Genomic DNA, 21,227 nt, shown 5'->3' on the forward strand with positions numbered 1-21,227 from the left:
TATAGCCCTCCTTAAGCGGATTTCTTGCGGTCCAGCAGGACTGCGATCAAAATGACGACACCTTTGACGACCATTTGGAAAAAGGAAGAGACGCCAAGCAGGTTCAAGCCGTTATTCAACGTTCCGATGATGAGCACGCCGATGAGTGTGCCGGCAATTCGTCCTCTTCCTCCGGCAAGGCTTGTACCGCCTAATACGACCGCGGCAATGGCGTCGAGTTCGTAGGAAGTGCCTGCCGTCGGCTGGGCTGAGTTTAGCCGTGACGTCAAGATGGCTCCAGCCAACGCGGATAATAGGCCGGCAAGAGAATAAATCATCATTTTGACGCGCGGAACTTTAATGCCCGAGATCAGGGCCGCTTTTTCATTTCCGCCGATTGCATACGTGCGGCGGCCGAAAGGCGTTTTGTGAAGGGTCACCCAGAGGATGATAAAGGCGGCCGCCATAGTTATCGCAGGGACGGGGATGCCTAAAAAGTAGCCGCGTCCGAAAAGCTGGAAGCCGTAGTGATTGCCGAGCCCTGTAATCGGATTGCCGTCTGTGTAAACCATCGTCAATCCGCGGAAAATCGTCATTGTCGCAAGTGTTGCGATGAACGGGGCCATTTTGCCCTTCGTGATTAACAGCCCGTTGACCAAGCCGAGCAGGGCTCCAATCAGGCAGCCGATGATGACGGCAAAAACAGGATCGATGCCGCCGGCGATCATGCCGGCGATCAATGCGCTCGACAGCGCCAAAATCGCTCCGACGGAAAGGTCGATTCCGCCGGTCAAAATGACAAAGGTCATGCCGAACGCGATCAGCGCATTAATGGCGACTTGTCTTAACAAGTTTAAAATATTTAACGGTTCTAAAAAGCTCGGGTTTAATACTGATACGATGACGACGAGAATAATCAGGCCGAGAAACGGACCGAGCTTTTGCATTACAGAATCGACATTAAGGCTTTTTTTCACAGCCGGTTGAGTTTTCATGTTACCGCCCTCCTGTAGCGAGTGTCATAATTCGTTCTTGCGTGGCATCATTTCTTGATAGCTCACCGCTTAGCGTTCCTTCATGGATCACAAGCACGCGGTCGCTCATCCCGAGAATCTCGGGGAGCTCTGAAGAGACCATGACGATCGCGACGCCGCGGTCTGTCAGCTCGTTCATCAGCTGATAAATCTCCCTTTTCGCGCCGACATCGACGCCTCGCGTCGGCTCATCCAAAATCAGCACTTTAGGACCGATTCCGATCCATTTGGCGATGACCACTTTTTGCTGGTTCCCTCCTGAAAGGTTTAGCGCGTGGGTTTCCGGCGATTTCGTTTTGATCGTCAGCCGCTTGATCAGAAGGTCGACAAATTCCTGCTCGCTTTTTTTGTCAATCCATCCTTTCGGTGAAAAGCTGGCGAGATTCGGAAGGGCGATATTTTCCCTGATGGACGTGTCGAGCACAAGTCCTTCATCCTTGCGGTTCTCAGTAATAAAACCGATTCCTTTTTGAACGGCATCGCTCGGTTTTTTGAGCGTCGCTTTTTTGCCTTCGATGAAAATGTCTCCCGAATCAAGCGGATCGAGCCCGAAAATCGCCCTCATCAGCTCGGTGCGCCCGGCACCCATCAGTCCTGAAATCCCGACGATTTCGCCGGAGCGGACGGTAAAGCTGATATTTTGGAAGACGCCTTTTTTGGATGCCTGCTTGACTTCGAGAACGACGCGTCCCGGATTTGGCTGTCTTTCAGGATAGCGTTCGGTCAGCTCCCGTCCGACCATCTTTTTCACCACTTCATGAAAGTTGGTGTCGGGAATCCGTTTCGTGTCGACCGTTTTTCCGTCGCGCATCACCGTGATCCGGTCGCAAATCGTGAAGATTTCTTCCATGCGGTGGGATATATAGACGATGGAGACGCCGTTTTTCTTTAATGCTCTAATGACGCCGAACAGTTTTTCAATTTCTCTTTCTGTCAACGCTGCCGTCGGTTCATCCATGATGATCACTTTCGCGTCTGTCATAAGGGCTTTTGCGATTTCGATCATTTGCTGCTGGCCGACGGAACAGTCTCCGGCTTCTTTTTCAAGAGAAATCGAGACTCCGAGTCTTTCAAGCTGCTCTTTTGCTAGCGCTTTCATTTTCTTGTTATTTAAAAATCCAAGTTTGGAAGAAAGCTCTCTGCCGATAAACAGATTTTCCAATACGGTCATTTCAGGCCAAATGTTCAGCTCCTGATGGATAAAGGCAATGCCGTTCTGTTCGGCTTTCTTTGGATCTGAAAAATACGTTTCTTTTCCGTCGATTTCGATCGTTCCGCTGTCCAGCTTGTGAAGTCCAGTCAACAGATTCATGAGTGTCGACTTTCCGGCGCCGTTTTCTCCCATTAAAGCGTGGACTTCACCTTCCTGAAGTTCGAAAGAAACGCCGGACAGCACCTGGTTTTGGCCAAAAGCTTTATAAATGTCCTTCATTTTAATATGCATGGGCTATCCCTTCTTTCCAGATGTAGAATGTAAACATCTAAAAGATCACTCCCGCGTGCAAGATGCAATTTGCATAAGGTGTTGCTTCCCCTGTGCGAATGACCGCTTTTGCGTGGCTCGTCGCTTTTTTGAATGCTTCGTGCGGGATATAGTCAATTTTTTGGTTTGAAAATTCAGCTTTTAAAAATGCGGCTTGACCGGGATTGACGCTTTCTATTTCTTCGGCTGCCGTCACTTTTTCGACGGCCATTTCATCGGCGATGAGCTTTGTGACCTCTTGAAATCCGGGCGTACCCAATGTCAGCGCAAGATCGATTTTGGGGACGCCGGGAGGAACGGGCAGGCCGGCGTCCGCGATGACGACGGTGTCGGTATGTCCGAGATCGGCCAGTAATTTTGCGATATGGCTGTTTAAAATCCCGTGTTTTTTCATGACAATTCACGCTCCACTTCATCCCGTTTCGGCATGCCGCCTTGCGCGCCGAATTTCAAAACCGAGAGGGAAGCCGCCCGGTTCGCAAAGCGCAAGGCAGATTCGATGCTTTGTCCTTCGGAAAGCGCAACGGCCAATCCCGCATTGAAGGTGTCTCCGGCTCCCGTCGTATCAATTGCATTGACAGGGAATGAAGGGACGATCCTTTCTTCCAGACCATTGTGATAGCGGACTCCGTTTTTTCCTTCTGTGATGAACAGCTTTTCCGGATAGCGCTTTAACGCTTCCTCCCGGGACATGCCCTGAAACAGTACCGAAGCTTCATGCTCGTTTGGCGTAATGTAGGCCGCAAGTTCGACCGTTTCCGGGCGAAGCGGACGAGCTGGTGCCGGATTCAGCAGGAGAGGAATGCCGAGTGAGCTGCACAGTCCGCTGACATAATCGACGGTTTCTTCCGGAATCTCCTGCTGAATCAGAACGATGTCTGCCTGTTTAATCGCAGGCAGCGCTTTTTGAACGTATTCAGGTGTGACATGGTCATTTGCCCCTTTGACGACGATAATACTGTTGTCGCCGTCTGCGAGAACGATATGTGCGGTGCCGCTTTCCTGACCTGTAACCGGTTCCACATAGTCTGTCAAAACACCATTCGCTTGAAAATTGTCGAGGATGGCTTTTCCGTAATGATCATCGCCGACGCAGCCGATCATATGGACCTCTGCACCAAGCCGGGCCGCAGCCACTGCCTGGTTGGCGCCTTTTCCGCCCGGAACCGTTTTAAAAGATTCGCCAAGCACCGTTTCTCCGGCAGCCGGCCGCTTAGGCGATGTCACAACTAAATCCATCGAAGAGCTGCCAATCACACATATTTTACTCATTGTCATTCCGCCTTTCTTGTCGTTTGTCTTTCAATAAAGGCAACCGGCATCTGCACTGCCGATTGTTCAATATATTCATTTTTCATTAATCTCAGCAGCAGTTTTGCCGCTTCTTTTCCCATTTCATAGGCGGGCTGCCTGATCGTTGATAAAGAGGGGAAAAGCAATTCGCTTTGCGGAATGTCATCAAAGCCGATAATCTGCAGTTCGTCGGGAACTTTGATCTTCCGTTTTAAGGCTTCATGCAAAACGGCTGTCGCCACAATGTCATTGCTTGCGATTACGCCGTCTGTTTCCGGATAGGAGGCAAACAGCTCCGCTGCCCGTTTTTGGGCTTCCGGAAATGAAAATGTCTCGGTTTTCATAACATGAAAATCGATATCGGCACCGCTTAGCATCTCCAGCGCTCCGTTGAAACGGTCTCTTGCAGTCTGAAGGTGGGCCGGTCCTTTAATCAGCGTAATTCGTTTCGCGTTTCTCCTGACCATTTCAGCCGCAGCGATTCTGCCGCCTTCGCGGCTGTCCGCGAATACAGCCGGCGCATTCTCGCCCGTCCGGTCAAGGAAGACAATCGGCATGGACAAGTCTTGATAATTTGGCGCATCCGGATAATTGGTCGCTGAAATGACTCCGACCACATGATTTTGTTTAAACGTCTGCAAATAATCAAGCTCTTTTTCCAAATTTTCATCGCTGTTTCCGAAGATGAGCCGAAAGCCGAGGCGGTGGATCTCATCTTCAACGCCGCGCGCAAGCTGAGGAAAGAACGGGTTTGTGATATCCGGCAGCAGCAGTCCGATCAGTCTGGACTCCCTTTTATAGAGAGACCTGGCCACTTCATTCGGGTGGTAATTCAGTTCTTCCATCGCTTTTAACACGCGTGTCCTCGTGTCTTCATGGACGTATCCCGTCTCATTTAATACCCGGGAAACCGTAGCGACAGATACTTTTGCAGCAAGTGCGACGTCTTTAATCGTAGCCAAAAAAGACTTCTCCTCTCCATTTATGTAACCGTTTACATAAAGATTATCATGATCCTTTTAAAATCTCAATAAAAAAGTCCGGGCGCTAAAATTTTTAGCCGGGTTGGGATATAGAGACATATACAAGTATGTTGAATAGAAAATAACCTTCATTCGGCATAAATTGGCGACTACAGTAACAATGAGAATAATAAGAAAAATTAAAAATGTTAAAGTTTGATGAATTATCGTTGAAAAAAATTAATGGCTTTTTAAATCTTAGGATTTTAACCTAAAATCTAAAGAAATAAGGTGAATCGAACGGCTCACAAAAAATTTGGATTTGTTAATGAATCCCGCTTTATGCTTAAAGAGATTTTCATTTTTTAATAGGTGATCTGATTGTCATAGGACGCATTTGTTTTGAAGAGGGAATATTGGTGACTTTTTAACCTGTTGGAAAAGAGCGAAAATACAAAAAGAAAGGGGATATCCCGGTTGACATCCCATTTATAGGGGATTTCAGCCGGGGGAAAAAGAGACCCTGAATCCATCCTTCAATCTTTCATCAGAAATAGGGAGAAAAGTACAAAAATCATAATGTCGAATTTTGAAAGCGCATACTTAAAACGCTGACAAAAAACTGATAGGAATTAAGAACTTTCGATTACCAAAAATATCAATAAAAAGATAGGCATTATTGACTCGGACTAGGTGATCTTTGTCACGGAAAATTTCGTCGTCTTCTGTTACATAATGCCGATTGTGATTTCATAGTGAACCTATATACTGATGAATGAATTTACATATCAGATTCCAAGAAGGAGATGTAGACAAACAATGTGGGTAATGCTATTAGCCTGTGTGATCGTTGTTGGGATCGGCATTTATGAAAAAAGGCGCCACCAGCAAAACATCGATGCGCTGCCTGTCCGAGTGAACATCAACGGGATACGCGGAAAGTCCACGGTGACAAGATTAACAACAGGGATATTAATCGAGGCAGGCTACAAAACAGTAGGAAAAACAACCGGGACAGACGCAAGGATGATTTATTGGGACACACCGGAAGAGAAGCCGATCAAAAGAAAGCCGCAAGGGCCGAATATCGGAGAGCAGAAGGAGGTTATGAAAGAAACGGTGGAAAGAGGGGCCAATGCGATTGTCAGTGAGTGCATGGCCGTTAATCCTGATTACCAAATCATCTTTCAGGAAGAATTGCTTCAGGCTAATATCGGCGTGATCGTGAACGTGCTGGAGGATCACATGGATGTGATGGGACCGACTTTGGATGAAATCGCAGAAGCATTCACAGCAACCATTCCTTATAATGGACATTTGGTTATTACTGATAGTCAGTATACCGATTTCTTTAAGCAAATTGCAAAAGAAAGGAACACAAAAGTCATCGTCGCAGACAATTCTAAAATAACAGATGAATACCTCAGACAGTTTGAGTACATGGTATTCCCTGATAATGCGTCTCTTGCGCTCGGTGTAGCTCAAGCGTTGGGCATTGACGAAGAAACCGCCTTTAAAGGCATGCTGAATGCGCCGCCTGATCCGGGAGCCATGAGAATTCTGCCGCTGATGAACGCCAAAAACCCCGGACATTTCGTCAACGGTTTTGCGGCCAATGACGCAGCTTCGACTTTAAACATATGGAAGCGTGTAAAAGAAATAGGCTATCCTACGGATCAGCCGATCGTCATTATGAACTGCCGCGCCGACAGGGTAGACAGAACACAGCAGTTTGCGGAAGATGTCCTTCCTTATATTGAAGCAAGTGAACTTGTGCTGATTGGAGAAACAACAGAGCCGATCGTCAAAGCATATGAAGCAGGCAAAATTCCTGCGGACAAGCTGTTTGATTTTGAGCACAAATCAACGGAAGAAATCATGTTCATGCTGAAAAACAAGCTTGAGGGCCGCGTCATTTACGGAGTCGGAAATATCCACGGAGCAGCGGAGCCTCTCATTGAAAAAATACAAGATTACAAGATTAAGCAGCTCGTTAGCTAGGAGGAAGAAAACACAATGTTTGGATCAGATTTATATATCGCCCTCATTTTAGGAGTCTTACTCAGTTTGATTTTTGCAGAGAAAACGGGAATTGTACCAGCCGGCCTCGTCGTACCGGGTTATTTGGGACTTGTGTTCAATCAGCCGATTTTCATGTTGCTCGTTCTTTTTGTCAGTTTGCTGACGTATGTCATCGTGAAATTCGGACTTTCCAAAATTATGATTCTATATGGACGCAGAAAATTCGCAGCGATGCTGATTGCGGGAATTCTTTTGAAAATCGGTTTTGATTTTATATATCCGGTGATGCCGTTTGAGATTGCCGAATTCAGGGGAATCGGAATTATCGTGCCGGGGCTGATCGCGAATACCATTCAAAGACAGGGATTAACGATTACGCTTGGAAGTACGCTTTTATTGAGCGGAGCAACATTCGTCATTATGTATGCTTACTATCTAATCTAAAGTTAGGTGTGTCAAATCGATGAAAAAACAACTGAACTTTCAGGAAAAACTGCTGAAGCTTACGAAGCAGGAGAAAAAGAAAACAAACAAGCACGTCTTTATCGTATTGCCCGTTATTTTCTGTTTAATGTTTGTCTTTACTTGGGTCGGAAGCGCCAAAACTCCTTCGCAAATGGACAAAAAAGAAGATGCCAAGCTTACAGCTACTTTTGTGGGCGATATCATGATGGGAAGAAACGTAGAAAAAGTGACAAACTTGCACGGTTCGGAAAGTGTCTTCAAAAATGTGAAGCCGTACTTTAATGTGTCAGATTTTATCACAGGAAACTTTGAAAACCCTGTAACCAATGCAAAGGACTATCAAGAGGCAGAAAAGAACATCCATCTGCAAACGAATCAAGAATCAGTCGAAACATTGAAAAAGCTGAACTTCAGCGTACTGAATTTTGCCAACAACCATGCGATGGACTACGGGGAAGACGGTTTGAAGGATACGCTCAATAAATTTTCAAATGAGAATCTGGAGCTTGTCGGAGCAGGAAATAATCTTGAAGACGCGAAACAGCACGTATCCTATCAGAATGTGAACGGCGTAAAAATTGCAACGCTCGGTTTTACAGACGTCTACACAAAGAACTTTACAGCCAAAAAGAACAGAGGCGGAGTGCTGCCGCTCAGTCCGAAAATCTTTATTCCAATGATTGCGGAAGCATCGAAAAAAGCGGATCTTGTCCTTGTCCATGTGCACTGGGGACAAGAATATGACAATGAACCGAACGACAGACAGAAGGATCTGGCCAAGGCGATTGCAGATGCCGGAGCAGATGTCATCATCGGCGCTCATCCCCATGTTCTCGAACCGATCGAAGTGTATAACGGTACTGTGATTTTCTACAGCCTCGGCAACTTTGTATTTGATCAGGGCTGGTCAAGAACACGGGACAGCGCGCTTGTACAATACCATTTAATGAATGACGGCAAAGGGCGCTTTGAGGTAACGCCTCTCAACATTCGCGAAGCAACGCCGACGCCTTTAGGCAAGAGCGACTTCTTAAAACGAAAAGCGATCTTCCGTCAATTGACAAAAGGAACAAACCTCGACTGGAAAGAAGAGAACGGAAAATTAACGTTTGAAGTCGATCATGCGGAAAAGCTGAAAAATAATAAAAACGGAGTGGTGAACAAATGAAATTTGTCAGAGCCATTTGGCCGTTCGTAGGTTTAGTTTTGATCATTGCATTCATGTCTGCTTTCAAGTATTCTGATGAATTGTCAAACGATGAAAAAGCTAAAATCTCTACGGAGATCCAAAAAGTGAATCAGCAGGATCAAACAACAGAAAACAAGCAATAACAGTGCAAAAGAGAGTGCCGCCGGCGCTCTCTTATTTGTGTGCTGATCCCGGTTATAAAAGACCTGTGAAAAGCGGCCGGTTTGAAAGGGAAACACGACAATTTTCTTAACCGGTCAGTGTATAAAGTTTTATAGAAAATCAGGAGGATATATACATGGTTTTGGGGTTCATGTTTATTGTATTCTTTTGAAGGGAATAAAAACTGACAAATTTCGACTGAAGCAAAATTTGAAAATGCATCACCTTACCAATTCGGGATGGGAACCGCACCTCATGTTCATGACCTCTTTAGAATATTTCCCTTCATCTTTTTAATCCGCGCTTAGGTGAAAAAGCTGATCATGCTGTGCTGAGCGTTTCTTCTCGCTATGACGCTGCTGTACATGCAAAAAAAGTCCTTTAAATATCCCAGTTGAATGACGATGAAAGAGGAAAGAAGAGGAGGAACAGATCAATTGATAAAAAAAGCGGCAAACAAAAAGTTGGTTTTGTTTTGTGGAATTGCGGTGCTTTGGATGTCTTTATTTTTAACGAATCACAATGATGTACGCGCCGATACGATCGGCGAGAAAATAGCGGAAACTGCCAGACAGCTTGAGGGTGCGAAATACAGCTACGGCGGAGAGAAGCCGAAAACGGGGTTTGACTCGTCAGGCTTTGTGCAATATGTGTTTCAATCGCTCGATATTACGCTTCCGAGAACGGTAAAGGAACAATCGACTCTTGGGAGCAGTGTCGGCCGTCAGCAGCTCGAAAAGGGGGACCTTGTCTTTTTCAAGAATGCCGAGCTGGAATCGGACGGACCGACCCATGTCGCCATCTATTTGGGAAATGATCAAATCATCCACAGCACAAAATCAAACGGGGTTGTCGTGACAAAGCTTGAAGGCAGCTCTTACTGGAGCTCGGGGTATTTTAAAGCGAAAAGGATCACAAAAGAGCCTGAGATTTCGATGGATCCTGTCGTTCAAAAAGCAAAAAGCTATGTCGGTGTTCCTTATGTATTTGGAGGCAACTCTCCGGATCTCGGATTTGACTGTTCGGGGTTGACCCAATACGTCTTCAGAGAGGTGCTCGGCGTTTATTTGCCAAGGTCGGCTGAACAGCAATGGGCTGTCGGTCAAAAGGTGAAGCTTGAAGATATCCGGCCGGGTGATGTTTTGTTTTTCAGCAATACGTACAAACCGGGAATATCCCATAACGGCATCTATGCCGGGGGCGGGCGGTTTATCCATGCGAGCCGTTCAAATAAAGTGACGATATCCTACTTGTCGGCTTCCTATTGGCAGAAGAAGTTCACAGGAGTCAGACGTTTTGATAACATGTCCCTGCCAAAAAATCCGATTGTATCCGAAGCCATCAGGCATATCGGCGAAGTCGGTTATCAAAAAGGCGGCACATCGCCTAAAGAAGGCTTTGATACGGCTGGGTTTATCCAATATGTCTACAAAACGGCGGCAGGAGTGGAGCTTCCGAGGTATGCTGACAAACAATACAGCACGGGTAAGAAAATTACCAAACAGGAGCTTGAGCCTGGAGACATCGTCTTCTTTAAAGGAACCACTGTTATGAATCCCGCCATCTATATCGGAAACGGCCAGGTCGTTCTTGTCACCTTGTCTGCCGGTGTAACGACAGCAGATATGGAGACGAGCGCCTATTGGAAAGATAAATACGCCGGAAGCGTCAGAATTGAGTAGCAGAAACAGCAAAAAAACCGCTCGAAGATGGACTCGAGCGGTTTTCTTATTTATTGATATTCATTTTCCAGCAGTTTGTTAATGAAATAAGCGACGCCGTTTTCGTCATTGCTTTTCGTGATAAAGGTGCTGATATGCTTTAGCTCATCGATTGCATTGCCCATCGCGATCCGATGGCCGGCTTCCTCAAACATTGACAGATCGTTCGGGCTGTCGCCGATCGCGTAGATGTCTTTTTTCTCGATTCCATAGTGGCGGGCCAGCTCTTTTAAAGCGCGGCCTTTGCCGGATTCATCAGGCAGAATCTCGATGATATGTCTTCCGGAAGAAGTGAGTCCCAGTTTTGGAAAGGCAGAAAGATCATCTTTTGCTTTCTTCAGCTTTTCCATATCAAATGAGAAGCACAACAGCTTATAAATATGTTCGTCTCCGTTAAAAATCTCGCGAATGTCGGGGACGGGTTTGATGCCGAATTGTTTAAACTGAGTCAGTGCGCCTTGCCAAAGCGTATCCCTGTCTTCATCAGGGTTGGCGCTTGTGACGATATCGAGCTCTGCTTTAAGTTTCTGTTCTCCGTCAAAAGGAGAAAGCAGCGCATCGTCCGTATAAACCTCAAAATAGATTTGATGATCTGTTAAGTATTGGGCGGCCTTTTTTCCCGCTTCCTTGTCCATTAGCGTTCTGCTTAGGAGTTTATAGTTGAAATCGTGGACCGTTCCCCCGTTTGCAGCGATAATCGGAATATCCAAATCGTTCAGAAGCGCTTTTACGTCAAATGTGGCCCGTCCCGTGCAAATGGTTACGATGCAGTCTGAAATGAGCGCCTTTTTGATAGCGGCCCGGTTTTCTGCGGATATTTTGCTTTCGATATTTAAAAGAGTCCCGTCTAAATCGATCGCAATTAATCTCATTATGTAAAGATAACCTCCTGTAAGAGCAGTTTGCCGTTTTTCGTGAGGCGAAAAACAGCTCTCTTCGGCAGTATTCCCTAAAAGGACATGTTATGTAAAAGGCTAAACCTAAATTTAGATTTTTTCAATAGTAAATATTGAGTTTCATTAAAACAGAAAAAGGATGAATATGATTCATCCTTTTTCTAATTATACATCTAACTGCTGTTTTAATTCCTGCTTAATTTCGTTGAGGTTTTCCTGATCAAGCTGGAAATAGTAGACTTTGCCCGGTTGATAATCGCTCCCTTTCAATTGAAGGGTATCGACCGTTTGAATGGACGTCATAAACGGGATCAGTCCGATTGCATCATTCAGCGACAAGTTCATCGATACGTTCTTTCCGACTGTATCAAGGATATCGTCGTAAGCCGGAATGGAAGTAAGCGATTTGGATTTGTTGATAATCGATTTGATGACTTCCATCTGGCGCTCGCCGCGCTTCAAGTCCGTATCGGCTTTTCTCGTTCTTACATAAGCGAGGGCTTCTTCTCCGCCCAGCGTCTGCTCGCCTGTTTGAAGGTTGACTTTGCCTTTCGTATCCTTTTTAATCTGCCGGACAATATAGTCTTCTTTGATCGTGATCGGTACACCGCCGAGTTCATCAACTACTTCCTTGAAAGCTGAAAAATTGGCTTCCATGACGTAATCAACCGGAATGTCGAGCAGGTTTTCGACGGTTTCTGTACTGAGGTCGCGCCCGCCTAATGAGTGGGCATGCGTTATTTTATCGTAGCCGCGTCCGGGGATGTTGACATAGGAATCCCGCGGGATGCTCAATAGTTTCACCGATTTGTCTTTTCTGTTGAACGTGGCAAGAACCATCGCATCGCTTCGTTCTTTGTCCATGCTTTGTCCGGGACGGGCATCAATCCCCATCAACAGGATGGAGAAGTTATCTTTTTTAGGGTTGAACTCTTTAATCCGCTTGACGGACTGTTCACCTCTGGAAAGGGTGACTTGCGCATCTTTGGAGGCGTTCGCCACTTTATAGTACGCATAGCCGCCTGCGGCTGCCGTCGCCGTCAGGATTAAGGCAATGAAAAACAGTGAGTATTTCACCCATTTTCTTAGTCTCTTTTTCTTCGTTCGCTGCGATCGTAGCATGTATAAGCTCCTCTTTTATTTATATTGAAACGTACAATTGTTGAATAAGTCTAAATTTTAATAAAAAATAGTTTCCCAATCTTGGATTTTACAATATATTTGCTGTTTTGCATATGGGGATTCTCTGGAAATTCCGCGGGACTGATCATTTTGCCGCCTATAATAAGACGATATAACAGATAAAATGTTTCATATTTTTAAATTCCTTTTAATGGTACTCCGAGTTTCTAGAGGTTTGAAGAAAGCAAGACAAGGTTAAAGGTTATAAAAGACGAGCCTTGGAGGAGGATATACTGTGATGAAGGGAAAAAGATCGAATGCCTGGCTTTATTTTTTTGGAGCCTTGGGCGGTGTGCTCTACGGTTATGATACAGGCGTCATTTCCGGGGCGATTTTGTTTATGAAAGATGAACTTGGGCTCAATGCCTTTACAGAAGGGCTGGTTGTCAGCGCAATATTAATCGGGGCGATTTTCGGATCGGGTTTGTCAGGCAGGCTGACAGACCGCTTCGGCCGAAGAAGGGCGATTATGTCAGCGGCTGTGCTGTATTGCATCGGGGGGCTCGGAACGGCCCTGGCGCCAAGCACGGAATATATGGTGGCTTTCAGGATCGTGCTCGGCCTTGCAGTCGGCTGTTCAACGACCATCGTTCCTTTGTACCTTTCAGAGCTTGCTCCGAAGGAATCCCGGGGCGCGCTTTCTTCATTAAATCAGCTGATGATTACGATCGGGATTCTGCTCTCTTATTTGATCAACTATGCATTTAGTGATGCAGGCGCATGGCGCTGGATGCTGGGATTGGCCCTTATTCCGTCAATCGGCCTTTTAATCGGTATCTTTTTCATGCCGGAAAGCCCGCGCTGGCTCTTAACAAAAGGAAAAGAAGAGAAAGCGCGACGGGTTTTGTCCAAGATGAGGGGAGGAAAGCAGGTCGACCAGGAAGTCAAAGAAATTAAGGAAGCGGAAAAGCAGGATCAGGGGGGCTTGAAAGAGCTGCTGGAACCGTGGGTGCGCCCGGCGTTAATCGCAGGAGTCGGACTGGCGTTTCTCCAGCAATTTATTGGAACCAACACGATTATTTACTATGCCCCAAAAACGTTTACGAATGTCGGATTTGAAGATTCGGCAGCCATTTTGGGGACAGTCGGCATCGGTACGGTCAATGTTCTGATGACGCTTGTGGCGATCCGCTTTATTGACAGGATTGGCCGGAAGCCGCTTTTATTATTTGGAAATGCCGGCATGGTCATCAGTTTGATCGTGCTTTCTTTCACCAATATCTTTTTTGGCAATACCGCTGGTGCGGCATGGACGACTGTCATCTGTTTAGGTGTGTTTATCGTCGTATTTGCCGTCAGCTGGGGGCCGATCGTCTGGGTGATGCTGCCTGAGCTGTTCCCCCTTCATGTCAGAGGGGTGGGAACCGGAGTATCGACTTTAATGCTTCATGCAGGGAACTTAATTGTGACATTGAGTTTTCCGGTCCTCATGGAAGCGATGGGCATCAGTTACCTGTTCCTGTGCTATGCGGCCATCGGAATCGCGGCCTTCCTGTTCGTTTTCTTTAAAGTAACAGAAACAAAAGGCAAAAGCCTTGAAGAAATCGAGCAGGATTTACGGAACAGGCACGGCGGAATCACGGGAACTGACACGCAGCCGATAGAACGATAGGCAAAAGGATGGGTATGGCCCCATCCTTTTTTGTGTGAGGAGGCCAGCCGATCATAGCTGATCTCTGTTTTCTCCGTCTTCTGGCTGCGAATCGTCATGGCGCGGCAGATTACCCGTTCTGATCGCCCGAAACACGAGAAAGAAAATAACGAAAACAACCAGCCCTCCGACTAGTATTTGCAGCAGCATCCCAACACCTCCGTTTTCTTCTATGTATGAATCATGGCCGCTCTGCATGACGGTTAATGAAACGTTTGTTTAAAAAACTGAATAAGAACCCGGGTTTATCTCACACTAAAGTCAACTGAACGATAATGGGAGTGTGACGATTTGAAAGCTGTAACGTTTCAAGGGCCTCAGCATGTTGAAGTCAGCCAGGTGGAGGACGCCAAAATTGAAAAAAGCGATGATATCGTAGTCAGAATTACTTCTACGGCGATTTGCGGATCAGACCTCCATCTTTATCAAGGGAATTTTCCTCTTCCGAAAGGCTTCCAGCTTGGCCATGAACCGATGGGAATTGTAGAAGAAACAGGACCTGATGTAACAAAAGTGAAAAAAGGGGACCGGGTCGTCATCCCGTTTACCGTTGCATGCGGACATTGCTTTTATTGCGAAAACAAGCTGGAAAGCCAGTGCGATAATGCCAATCCCCATTATGATTCAGGCGGATATTTCGGCTACTCGGAAAAGTTCGGAAACCACCCTGGCGGACAGGCCGAATATTTAAAAGTGCCGTTTGGGAACTTCACGCCGTTTGTCATCCCTGAATCATGCGAGATGGAGGACGAGTCTCTCCTGTTTTTATCAGACGTCCTGCCAACCGCGTATTGGAGTGTGCTTCACGCTGGCGTCAAAAAGGGAGACACCGTCATTGTCCTCGGCTGCGGACCGGTCGGATTAATGGCGCAGAAGTTTGCCTGGATGGAAGGGGCGAAGCGGGTTATTGCAGTAGACTACTTGTACTACCGTCTAAGGCAGGCTGAAGCGTTAAACCGCGTCGAAGTATTTGACTTTACAAAATATCCTGACATGGGCGAGCATTTAAAGGAGATTACAAAAGGCGGGGCGGATGTCGTGATCGACTGCGTGGGGATGGACGGCAAAAAATCTCCGCTTGAGTATCTGGAGCAAAAACTGAAGCTTCAGGGCGGCACGCTCGGACCGATTCAAATTTCTACAAAGGCAGTCAGAAAGTGCGGGACCGTACAGATTACGGGGGTATATGGAAGCAATTATAATATGTTTCCGCTCGGCGCGTTCTTTTCCAGAAATGTTACGCTGAAAATGGGGCAGGCCCCGGTCATCCATTTGATGCCTAAGATTTACAAGAAGATCGAAGAGAATCAATTTGATCCGAAGGAAATCATTACGCATCAGCTTCCGCTTGAAGAAGCCGGCCGCGCTTACCAATTGTTCAACGGCCATGAAGATGATTGCATTAAAGTGATTTTGAAGCCATAGCGATGATAAAGGCTGCCGAGCTACCGGCAGCCTTTTCGGCGCATTATCTTGCCAGCCATCCGCCATCGACCGCCAGCACATGTCCATTCACATAATCGGACGCCGGCGCCGAAAGGAATACGGCGGCGCCGGCAATGTCATCCGGCTGACCCCAGCGCTCGGCCGGAATCCGTTTTAAGATTTCGGCATTGCGGTTTTGGTCCTCGCGGATCTGCTTTGTATTGTTCGTTGCGATATAGCCCGGCGCAATTGCATTGACCTGGACATTGTACGCCGCCCATTCATTGGCAAAAGACTTCGTCAATCCGGCTACTGCATGCTTGCTTGCCGTATATGCAGGGACGAGAATGCCTCCTTGAAATGAAAGAAGCGAGGCAATATTGATAATTTTCCCCTGCTTTCGCTCAATCATCTGCCGGCCGACAGCCTGCGTCAGCAAAAATAAGCTGTTCAAATTGACATTGATCACCGCTTCCCAGTTCTCCCGGGAAAAATCAGCCGCTTTTTCTCTGCGGATCGTCCCGGCATTATTGACGAGAATATCAATCTGATGACGGTCAAGCACCTCTTTTGCAAAGGCCTCCACCTCGTCAAGGCTGCCCATATCAAGCTGATAAGATGTAAACGCTCTGCCGGCTTCTTCGATCAGCCGCTTTGTTTCATCAAGTCCGCTCGTATGTGAAGTGCCGATGATATCCGCTCCCGCTTTTGCCAGCGCTTCGGCAATTCCTTTGCCGATTCCAGTTCCCGGGCCTGTGACAAGCGCCGTTTTGCCTTCAAGTGAAAAATACGATTCAAGATATCCCATCTCACGTTCACGCCCTTACCGTATGACATTCATCGGGACAGCATCCATGTCCTTAAATGTGTAGTTTTCTCCGGCCATCGCCCATATAAAGCAGTAGTTGGATGTGCCTGAGCCCGAGTGGACAGACCACGCGGGTGAAATGACTGCCTGTTCGTTGCCGACGACAAGATGCCTTGTCTCCGTCGGTTCGCCCATGAAATGAAACACCTTTGCATCTTCAGCAAGGTCAAGATACAGATAAGCCTCCATCCGCCGGTCATGAACATGCGCCGGCATCGTGTTCCATGTGTTATTGGGTTCAAGAAACGTAATGCCCATCATCAGCTGGCAGCTTTGGATGCCATCTGCGTGAATCACTTTGTATAGATTGCGGACATTTGAAGAGGCTTCTTCTCCTAAATGATCGTATGGAAGCTCTGAAAGCGAAGCTTTTTGCACCGGATACTTTTGATGTGCCGTCGCTGAGATGAAATAAAACTTGGCTCCGCCTTCATTCAAGCTTGAGAAGGAAACGTCTTTATTTCCCAGGCCGATATAAAGAAAATCTTTGTGCTCCAGTACGTATTCTTCATCACCGACTTTGACCGCACCGGGCTTGCCGACATTCACAATCCCGATTTCGCGCCGTTCCAGAAAATAGTCCGTTTTTAAAAAATCACCGGCATCGAGCGCGATGGACTCCTTCACTGGAACAGCCCCGCCGATCACGACTCTGTCTTCATGCGAATACACCATGTTCAGTTTGTTTTCAACAAACAATGACTCTATTAAAAAATGCTCACGAAGCTCTGCGGTTGTGAATCGTTTCGCTTGTTCTGGATGAACAGAATAACGATTTTCCATACCTTCTCCTCCTTGAATTGGACGTTTTTAGACTAACTTGAATGAAGGGCCCAAAGTTTTTGGTAACGGTTTCAAACATGAATTCTAAAGTAAATAATGGAAACCGTCAACAGTCTTTTCGTTTTTTTCTGAATATTGTCAAGCTCAATCTTGAAAAATTTAAAAATACTCTTCCAAATTTTAAATGATGTGATATGCTGATGGTATAAAGTTTTTGAAATCGGTTTCAAATCATAAGGTCATAGGAGTACTTGAATGAAGGATAAGCAAACAGCGAAAGTAACCATCAATGAAGTAGCCGCACATGCAGGCGTATCAAAATCAACGGTTTCCCGTTATATCAACGGGAAGATTGATGCCATCTCACCGAAAAAGGTGAAAAGCATCAAAAAAGCAATCGAGGAGCTTCATTACCGCCCCAGTCAGATGGCGCAGGGGCTGAAGGTGAAAAAAAGCAAGGTTATCGGATTTTTGGTCGCGGATATTACAAACCCGTTTTCAGTTGCCACCTTGAGAGGGGTGGAAGAGGTTTGCGATCAGTACGGGTACAGCATCATGGTCTGCAACACGGACAACAGTCCTGAAAAAGAACGGGAGATGCTGCACAAGCTGAACGCGCATTACATTGAAGGGCTGATTATGAATACAACGGGAAGAAACAACGATGTGCTCATGGATTTAATCAGCCAGGATGTGTCGATTGTGCTCGTTGACCGGAAAGTGCCCGGGCTCAAGATCGATACAGTTACAACGAACAACCGCGAAGTGACAAGTCAAATCGTCAATCTCATGTATGACAAAGGCTATGCCCAGGTCGGTCTGTTTACCGAGCCGATTAAAGGGATCAGTCCAAGGGAGGAAAGGGTTTCCGCCTATACAGAAATCGCGCTTCAACGCAATGCCGGCGGCAATCCCCTTGTATATGAGGCAGATGTAAAGGACAAAGAATCTCTTTTACAGTCCGTCAAAAGCTTTTTGGAAATGAAAGAAGGGAAAAAAGCCATTCTTGGAAACAACGGGCTTCTGATGCTGAAAATTATCAGCTGCCTTTATGAGCTTGGCATCTCAATTCCGGAAGACGTCGGAATTGCCGGATTTGATGATACGGAATGGTATAAATTGATCGGTCCGGGCATTACGACCATCGCCCAGCCGTCGCATGAAATGGGCAGGGCCGCCATGGAGCGGATCATCAAACGGATTGAAGGAGATGAAAGTGCTCCGCAGACGATTCAGCTTGAGGCGGAGCTTGTTCTCAGACAGTCGCTGTAGAACTCGTCAAATGGAAACACTCATACACCCGATAATTTAGGGGAGAGTGTTTTTCTGCAACTTTTTTTGAAACCGGTACCATTTCGAAAGGAGTGTGAAATCATGTCGCTTGATGTGATGACATTCGGAGAATCGATGGCTATGTTTTACGCAAATGAAACAGGCGGACTGGATGAGGCTTCTTCGTTTTCCAAGGCTCTTGCCGGAGCGGAAACAAACGTTGCCGTCGGACTGTCGCGCCTGGGCTTTCGAGTCGGCTGGATGAGCAAGGTCGGCGCCGATTCGCTTGGAACTTTTATTTTAAATGAATTGAAAAAAGAAGGCGTCGACATCTCTGAAGTCAAACGCAGTGCAGACCGGCAGACAGGCATCCTGCTCAAGTCAAAGGTTGAAAGCGGGGATCCTGATGTCACGTATTACCGCAGCGGATCAGCCGCAAGCACGATGAGCATTGATGACTACCCGGCAGATTATTTCAAAGGAGCCAAACATATGCATGTGACAGGCATACCTCCTGCCCTTTCAAGGGAAATGCGGGGCTTCGCCCGCCACGCCGTTCACCAGATGAAAAAAGACGGAAAGACGATTTCGTTTGACCCGAATCTCCGCTTCCAGCTTTGGCCGGACCAGCAGACAATGGTTCACACGATTAATGAGATCGCCGCGCAGGCAGACTGGTTTCTGCCTGGGATCAATGAAGGAAAACTCCTGACAGGCTGCAATTCTCCCGAGGATATCGCTAAATATTATGTGATGCAGGGGGTCAAGGTAATTGTCATCAAGCTTGGAAAAGAGGGAGCTTATTACCGGACACATGACAAAGAGGGTTATGTACCGGGTTATCAGGTGAAGAAGGTTGTTGATACCGTTGGCGCTGGTGACGGTTTTGCCGTCGGTATGATCAGCGGTCTATTAGACGGATTGCCGCTGGAAGAAGCAGTTCAGAGGGCAAATGCGATCGGAGCGCTGGCCGTCATGGCTCCGGGTGATATGGACGGTCTGCCGTCAAGGGATCAATTGAAAGCTTTTATGGCTATAGAGGTAAACAACCAAAAAACAGGAGGTTGACCGTAATGGAAATGTCTATGATCGGAAAAGTGCAAGAACAGCTGGCCGGGGCCGGGCTGATCGCGGTCGTCCGCGCAGGCAGTAAGGAAGCTGCTGAGGAAAGCATTCACAGATTGGTCGACAAAGGAATTACTGCGATTGAAATCACATATACGACGCCGGGAGCGTCTGAGCTGATTGAAAAATTTGCAGGAAAAGACGGCCTTCTTGTCGGAGCCGGAACGGTGGTTGAAAGCGAACAGGCGAGGGAAGCCGCGGCAGCGGGGGCAAAATTCATCGTCAGTCCGGGCTTTTCGGAAAAATTGGCTGAGGAAGCCGCCTCATTGCATACATTTTTTATTCCCGGCGTATTAACACCGAGCGAAATTATGGAAGCGGTCTCAAAGGGTTTTCGGGTTCTTAAGCTGTTTCCAGGGGGGACTTCCGGGATTCCTTACATGAAAAACCTCGCCGGCCCCTTTCCGAAGGTTCGATTCATACCAACAGGCGGGATCCATCCGGGCGATGTGGAGAAATGGCTCGATGCCGGAGCATTGGCAGTTGGAGTGGGAAGCCAGCTGAACAAAGTGTCAGAAGCGGATCTCCAGCGTATCTTTCAGCGGCGGATTCGGCAGAATTAAAGCGTGCGCAGCGTGAAAAGACTTCAGATTTTGCAAGATCGACAGCTTTGCTTTTTCATTAATTTCTAGAATGGGAGAAAAAATGATGAAAATTAAAGCAACGATTGAACGTGTGCCGGGCGGCATGATGATCATTCCGCTCTTTCTGGGCGCAACGCTGAATACGTTTGCTCCGGGAACTGCGGAGTTTTTCGGCGGATTTACAGGCGCCCTGATTACCGGAACGCTGCCGATTTTAGGAGTATTTATCTTTTGCGTTGGTGCAACAATAGATTTTCGTTCTTCAGGATATATTGCGAGGAAGGGACTGACGCTTCTGATCGGCAAAGTCGTCATTGCCGCATTATTAGGTTTGATCGCAGCGCAGTTCATTCCAGACGAAGGCATTCAAAGCGGGTTTTTTGCCGGACTGTCAGTGCTTGCTATTGTAGCCGTTATGAATGAAACGAACGGCGGTCTGTATTTAGCGTTAATGAACCATATGGGAAGAAAGGAAGACGCCGGTGCTTTCGCCTTTATCAGCACGGAATCGGGCCCGTTTATGACGATGGTCACTTTCGGTGTGACAGGGCTCGCGGCATTTCCCTGGGAGACGCTGGCTGCAACCGTCATCCCGTTTTTACTCGGCTGCATTCTCGGAAACCTTGACCCTGAATTGCGCGATTTGTTCGGAAAAGTCGTACCGGCGATCATTCCATTCTTCGCATTTTCATTGGGAAACACGCTCGATTTTAAAATGTTGATCCAATCCGGCCTTTTAGGCATTGTTGTCGGCGTATCAGTCGTCGTTCTCTCGGGTGCTTCTCTATACCTGCTGGACCGCTTTGTCGCAAGAGGAGACGGCGTCGCGGGCGTCGCGGCATCATCAACGGCCGGGGCTGCGGTAGCCGTGCCGTATGCGCTTGCCGATGCAAACCCCATGTTTGCGCCGGTGGCTGATTCAGCGACCGCGATCATCGCGACAAGCGTCATTGTCACCTCGCTCCTGACGCCGCTTGCAACCGTCTGGATCGAAAAACGGACAAGACAAAGAAAACCTCCGAAACAAATGACGATCGATTACAAGTAATTTCGCCGCTGACGCACCGGGACATTTGTCCGGGGCGTTTTTTTATGACCGTTTTTGAAACGTCACCAAATTGCTAAATTTGA

General features: G+C 47.1%; 21 protein-coding genes. 11 read left to right on the forward strand and 10 right to left on the reverse strand.

Annotation, left to right across the window (positions count from 1 at the left end):
- Positions 1 to 11: 11 nt before the first annotated feature.
- The 5 genes from rbsC to ACVC9U_RS22195 are packed head-to-tail and all read right to left on the reverse strand — an operon-like array spanning position 12 to position 4,751.
- Positions 12 to 974 (reverse strand): ribose ABC transporter permease RbsC, encoded by a 963-nt coding sequence (rbsC, locus tag ACVC9U_RS22175; RefSeq protein WP_075751523.1) that lies wholly within the window; start codon positions 972 to 974, stop codon positions 12 to 14.
- Between the two features lies 1 nt (position 975).
- Positions 976 to 2,457, reverse strand: a complete 1,482-nt coding sequence (locus ACVC9U_RS22180; RefSeq protein ID WP_075751522.1) for a sugar ABC transporter ATP-binding protein — start codon at positions 2,455 to 2,457, stop codon at positions 976 to 978.
- A gap of 37 nt (positions 2,458 to 2,494) precedes the next feature.
- Positions 2,495 to 2,890 (reverse strand): D-ribose pyranase, encoded by a 396-nt coding sequence (rbsD, locus tag ACVC9U_RS22185; protein WP_017473880.1) that lies wholly within the window; start codon positions 2,888 to 2,890, stop codon positions 2,495 to 2,497.
- The gene (rbsK, locus tag ACVC9U_RS22190; RefSeq protein WP_075751521.1) at positions 2,887 to 3,768 is read right to left on the reverse strand and encodes a ribokinase; all 882 of its coding nucleotides are present in this window, start codon (positions 3,766 to 3,768) and stop codon (positions 2,887 to 2,889) included. The genes rbsD and rbsK overlap by 4 nt, the downstream gene beginning before the upstream one ends.
- A 2-nt stretch (positions 3,769 to 3,770) precedes the next feature.
- On the reverse strand, positions 3,771 to 4,751 hold the full coding sequence (locus ACVC9U_RS22195) for a LacI family DNA-binding transcriptional regulator (protein WP_020453172.1): 981 nt from the start codon (positions 4,749 to 4,751) through the stop codon (positions 3,771 to 3,773).
- An 819-nt stretch (positions 4,752 to 5,570) separates the two neighbouring features.
- On the opposite strand from ACVC9U_RS22195, the gene pgsB reads away from it, so the two are divergent.
- The 5 genes from pgsB to ACVC9U_RS22220 all read left to right on the forward strand — a co-directional run bounded on the left by pgsB (position 5,571) and on the right by ACVC9U_RS22220 (position 10,271).
- Positions 5,571 to 6,752, forward strand: a complete 1,182-nt coding sequence (pgsB, locus tag ACVC9U_RS22200) for a poly-gamma-glutamate synthase PgsB (protein WP_069500818.1) — start codon at positions 5,571 to 5,573, stop codon at positions 6,750 to 6,752.
- A 15-nt stretch (positions 6,753 to 6,767) separates the two neighbouring features.
- Positions 6,768 to 7,217 carry a poly-gamma-glutamate biosynthesis protein PgsC gene (gene pgsC, locus ACVC9U_RS22205; RefSeq protein WP_441391550.1) on the forward strand — a complete coding sequence of 150 codons (450 nt, stop codon included), beginning with the start codon at positions 6,768 to 6,770 and terminating at the stop codon, positions 7,215 to 7,217.
- A gap of 19 nt (positions 7,218 to 7,236) precedes the next feature.
- On the forward strand, positions 7,237 to 8,406 hold the full coding sequence (locus tag ACVC9U_RS22210; RefSeq protein ID WP_069500817.1) for a CapA family protein: 1,170 nt from the start codon (positions 7,237 to 7,239) through the stop codon (positions 8,404 to 8,406).
- The gene (locus tag ACVC9U_RS22215; RefSeq protein WP_003185826.1) at positions 8,403 to 8,570 is read left to right on the forward strand and encodes a hypothetical protein; all 168 of its coding nucleotides are present in this window, start codon (positions 8,403 to 8,405) and stop codon (positions 8,568 to 8,570) included. Before ACVC9U_RS22210 ends, ACVC9U_RS22215 begins: the two co-directional genes overlap by 4 nt.
- Positions 8,571 to 9,026: 456 nt before the next feature.
- A complete protein-coding gene (locus ACVC9U_RS22220) occupies positions 9,027 to 10,271 on the forward strand; it encodes a C40 family peptidase (RefSeq protein WP_003185824.1) in 1,245 nt (414 codons plus the stop codon).
- 50 nt (positions 10,272 to 10,321) lie between these two features.
- Here the strand turns inward: ACVC9U_RS22220 and ACVC9U_RS22225 are convergent, their stop codons facing one another.
- On the reverse strand, positions 10,322 to 11,182 hold the full coding sequence (locus ACVC9U_RS22225; RefSeq protein WP_441391553.1) for a Cof-type HAD-IIB family hydrolase: 861 nt from the start codon (positions 11,180 to 11,182) through the stop codon (positions 10,322 to 10,324).
- A 189-nt stretch (positions 11,183 to 11,371) separates the two neighbouring features.
- The gene (locus ACVC9U_RS22230) at positions 11,372 to 12,328 is read right to left on the reverse strand and encodes an LCP family protein (protein WP_003185816.1); all 957 of its coding nucleotides are present in this window, start codon (positions 12,326 to 12,328) and stop codon (positions 11,372 to 11,374) included.
- 298 nt (positions 12,329 to 12,626) lie between these two features.
- Between ACVC9U_RS22230 and ACVC9U_RS22235 the strand changes: the two genes are divergently transcribed.
- A complete protein-coding gene (locus ACVC9U_RS22235; protein WP_441391555.1) occupies positions 12,627 to 14,000 on the forward strand; it encodes a sugar porter family MFS transporter in 1,374 nt (457 codons plus the stop codon).
- A 51-nt stretch (positions 14,001 to 14,051) separates the two neighbouring features.
- On the opposite strand, the gene ACVC9U_RS22240 is transcribed toward ACVC9U_RS22235, so the two are convergent.
- A complete protein-coding gene (locus tag ACVC9U_RS22240; protein WP_167564563.1) occupies positions 14,052 to 14,189 on the reverse strand; it encodes a hypothetical protein in 138 nt (45 codons plus the stop codon).
- Positions 14,190 to 14,330: 141 nt separating this feature from the next.
- On the opposite strand from ACVC9U_RS22240, the gene ACVC9U_RS22245 reads away from it, so the two are divergent.
- Positions 14,331 to 15,464: a zinc-dependent alcohol dehydrogenase gene (locus tag ACVC9U_RS22245; RefSeq protein ID WP_075751518.1), complete on the forward strand. Its 1,134-nt coding sequence runs from the start codon at positions 14,331 to 14,333 to the stop codon at positions 15,462 to 15,464.
- 43 nt (positions 15,465 to 15,507) lie between these two features.
- On the opposite strand, the gene kduD is transcribed toward ACVC9U_RS22245, so the two are convergent.
- Together kduD and kduI are read right to left on the reverse strand one after the other, a co-directional pair.
- Positions 15,508 to 16,272, reverse strand: coding sequence for a 2-dehydro-3-deoxy-D-gluconate 5-dehydrogenase KduD (gene kduD, locus ACVC9U_RS22250; protein ID WP_075751517.1), 765 nt, complete (start codon positions 16,270 to 16,272; stop codon positions 15,508 to 15,510).
- 15 nt (positions 16,273 to 16,287) lie between these two features.
- Positions 16,288 to 17,115, reverse strand: coding sequence for a 5-dehydro-4-deoxy-D-glucuronate isomerase (gene kduI, locus ACVC9U_RS22255; protein ID WP_020453163.1), 828 nt, complete (start codon positions 17,113 to 17,115; stop codon positions 16,288 to 16,290).
- A gap of 255 nt (positions 17,116 to 17,370) precedes the next feature.
- Here kduI and ACVC9U_RS22260 point away from each other — a divergent pair, with 255 nt between their 5' ends.
- The 4 genes from ACVC9U_RS22260 (at position 17,371) to kdgT (ending at position 21,144) form a co-directional block, all read left to right on the forward strand.
- The gene (locus ACVC9U_RS22260) at positions 17,371 to 18,387 is read left to right on the forward strand and encodes a LacI family DNA-binding transcriptional regulator (RefSeq protein WP_075751516.1); all 1,017 of its coding nucleotides are present in this window, start codon (positions 17,371 to 17,373) and stop codon (positions 18,385 to 18,387) included.
- Positions 18,388 to 18,489: 102 nt separating this feature from the next.
- Complete coding sequence (locus tag ACVC9U_RS22265; protein WP_075751515.1) at positions 18,490 to 19,455, forward strand: sugar kinase; 966 nt, start codon at positions 18,490 to 18,492, stop codon at positions 19,453 to 19,455.
- 5 nt (positions 19,456 to 19,460) lie between these two features.
- The gene (locus ACVC9U_RS22270) at positions 19,461 to 20,075 is read left to right on the forward strand and encodes a bifunctional 4-hydroxy-2-oxoglutarate aldolase/2-dehydro-3-deoxy-phosphogluconate aldolase (protein WP_075751514.1); all 615 of its coding nucleotides are present in this window, start codon (positions 19,461 to 19,463) and stop codon (positions 20,073 to 20,075) included.
- Positions 20,076 to 20,160: 85 nt separating this feature from the next.
- Positions 20,161 to 21,144 (forward strand): 2-keto-3-deoxygluconate transporter, encoded by a 984-nt coding sequence (kdgT, locus tag ACVC9U_RS22275; protein ID WP_075751513.1) that lies wholly within the window; start codon positions 20,161 to 20,163, stop codon positions 21,142 to 21,144.
- The last annotated feature ends 83 nt before the right edge of the window (positions 21,145 to 21,227 follow it).

It is taken from the genome of Bacillus sp. GM2 (assembly GCF_056155945.1).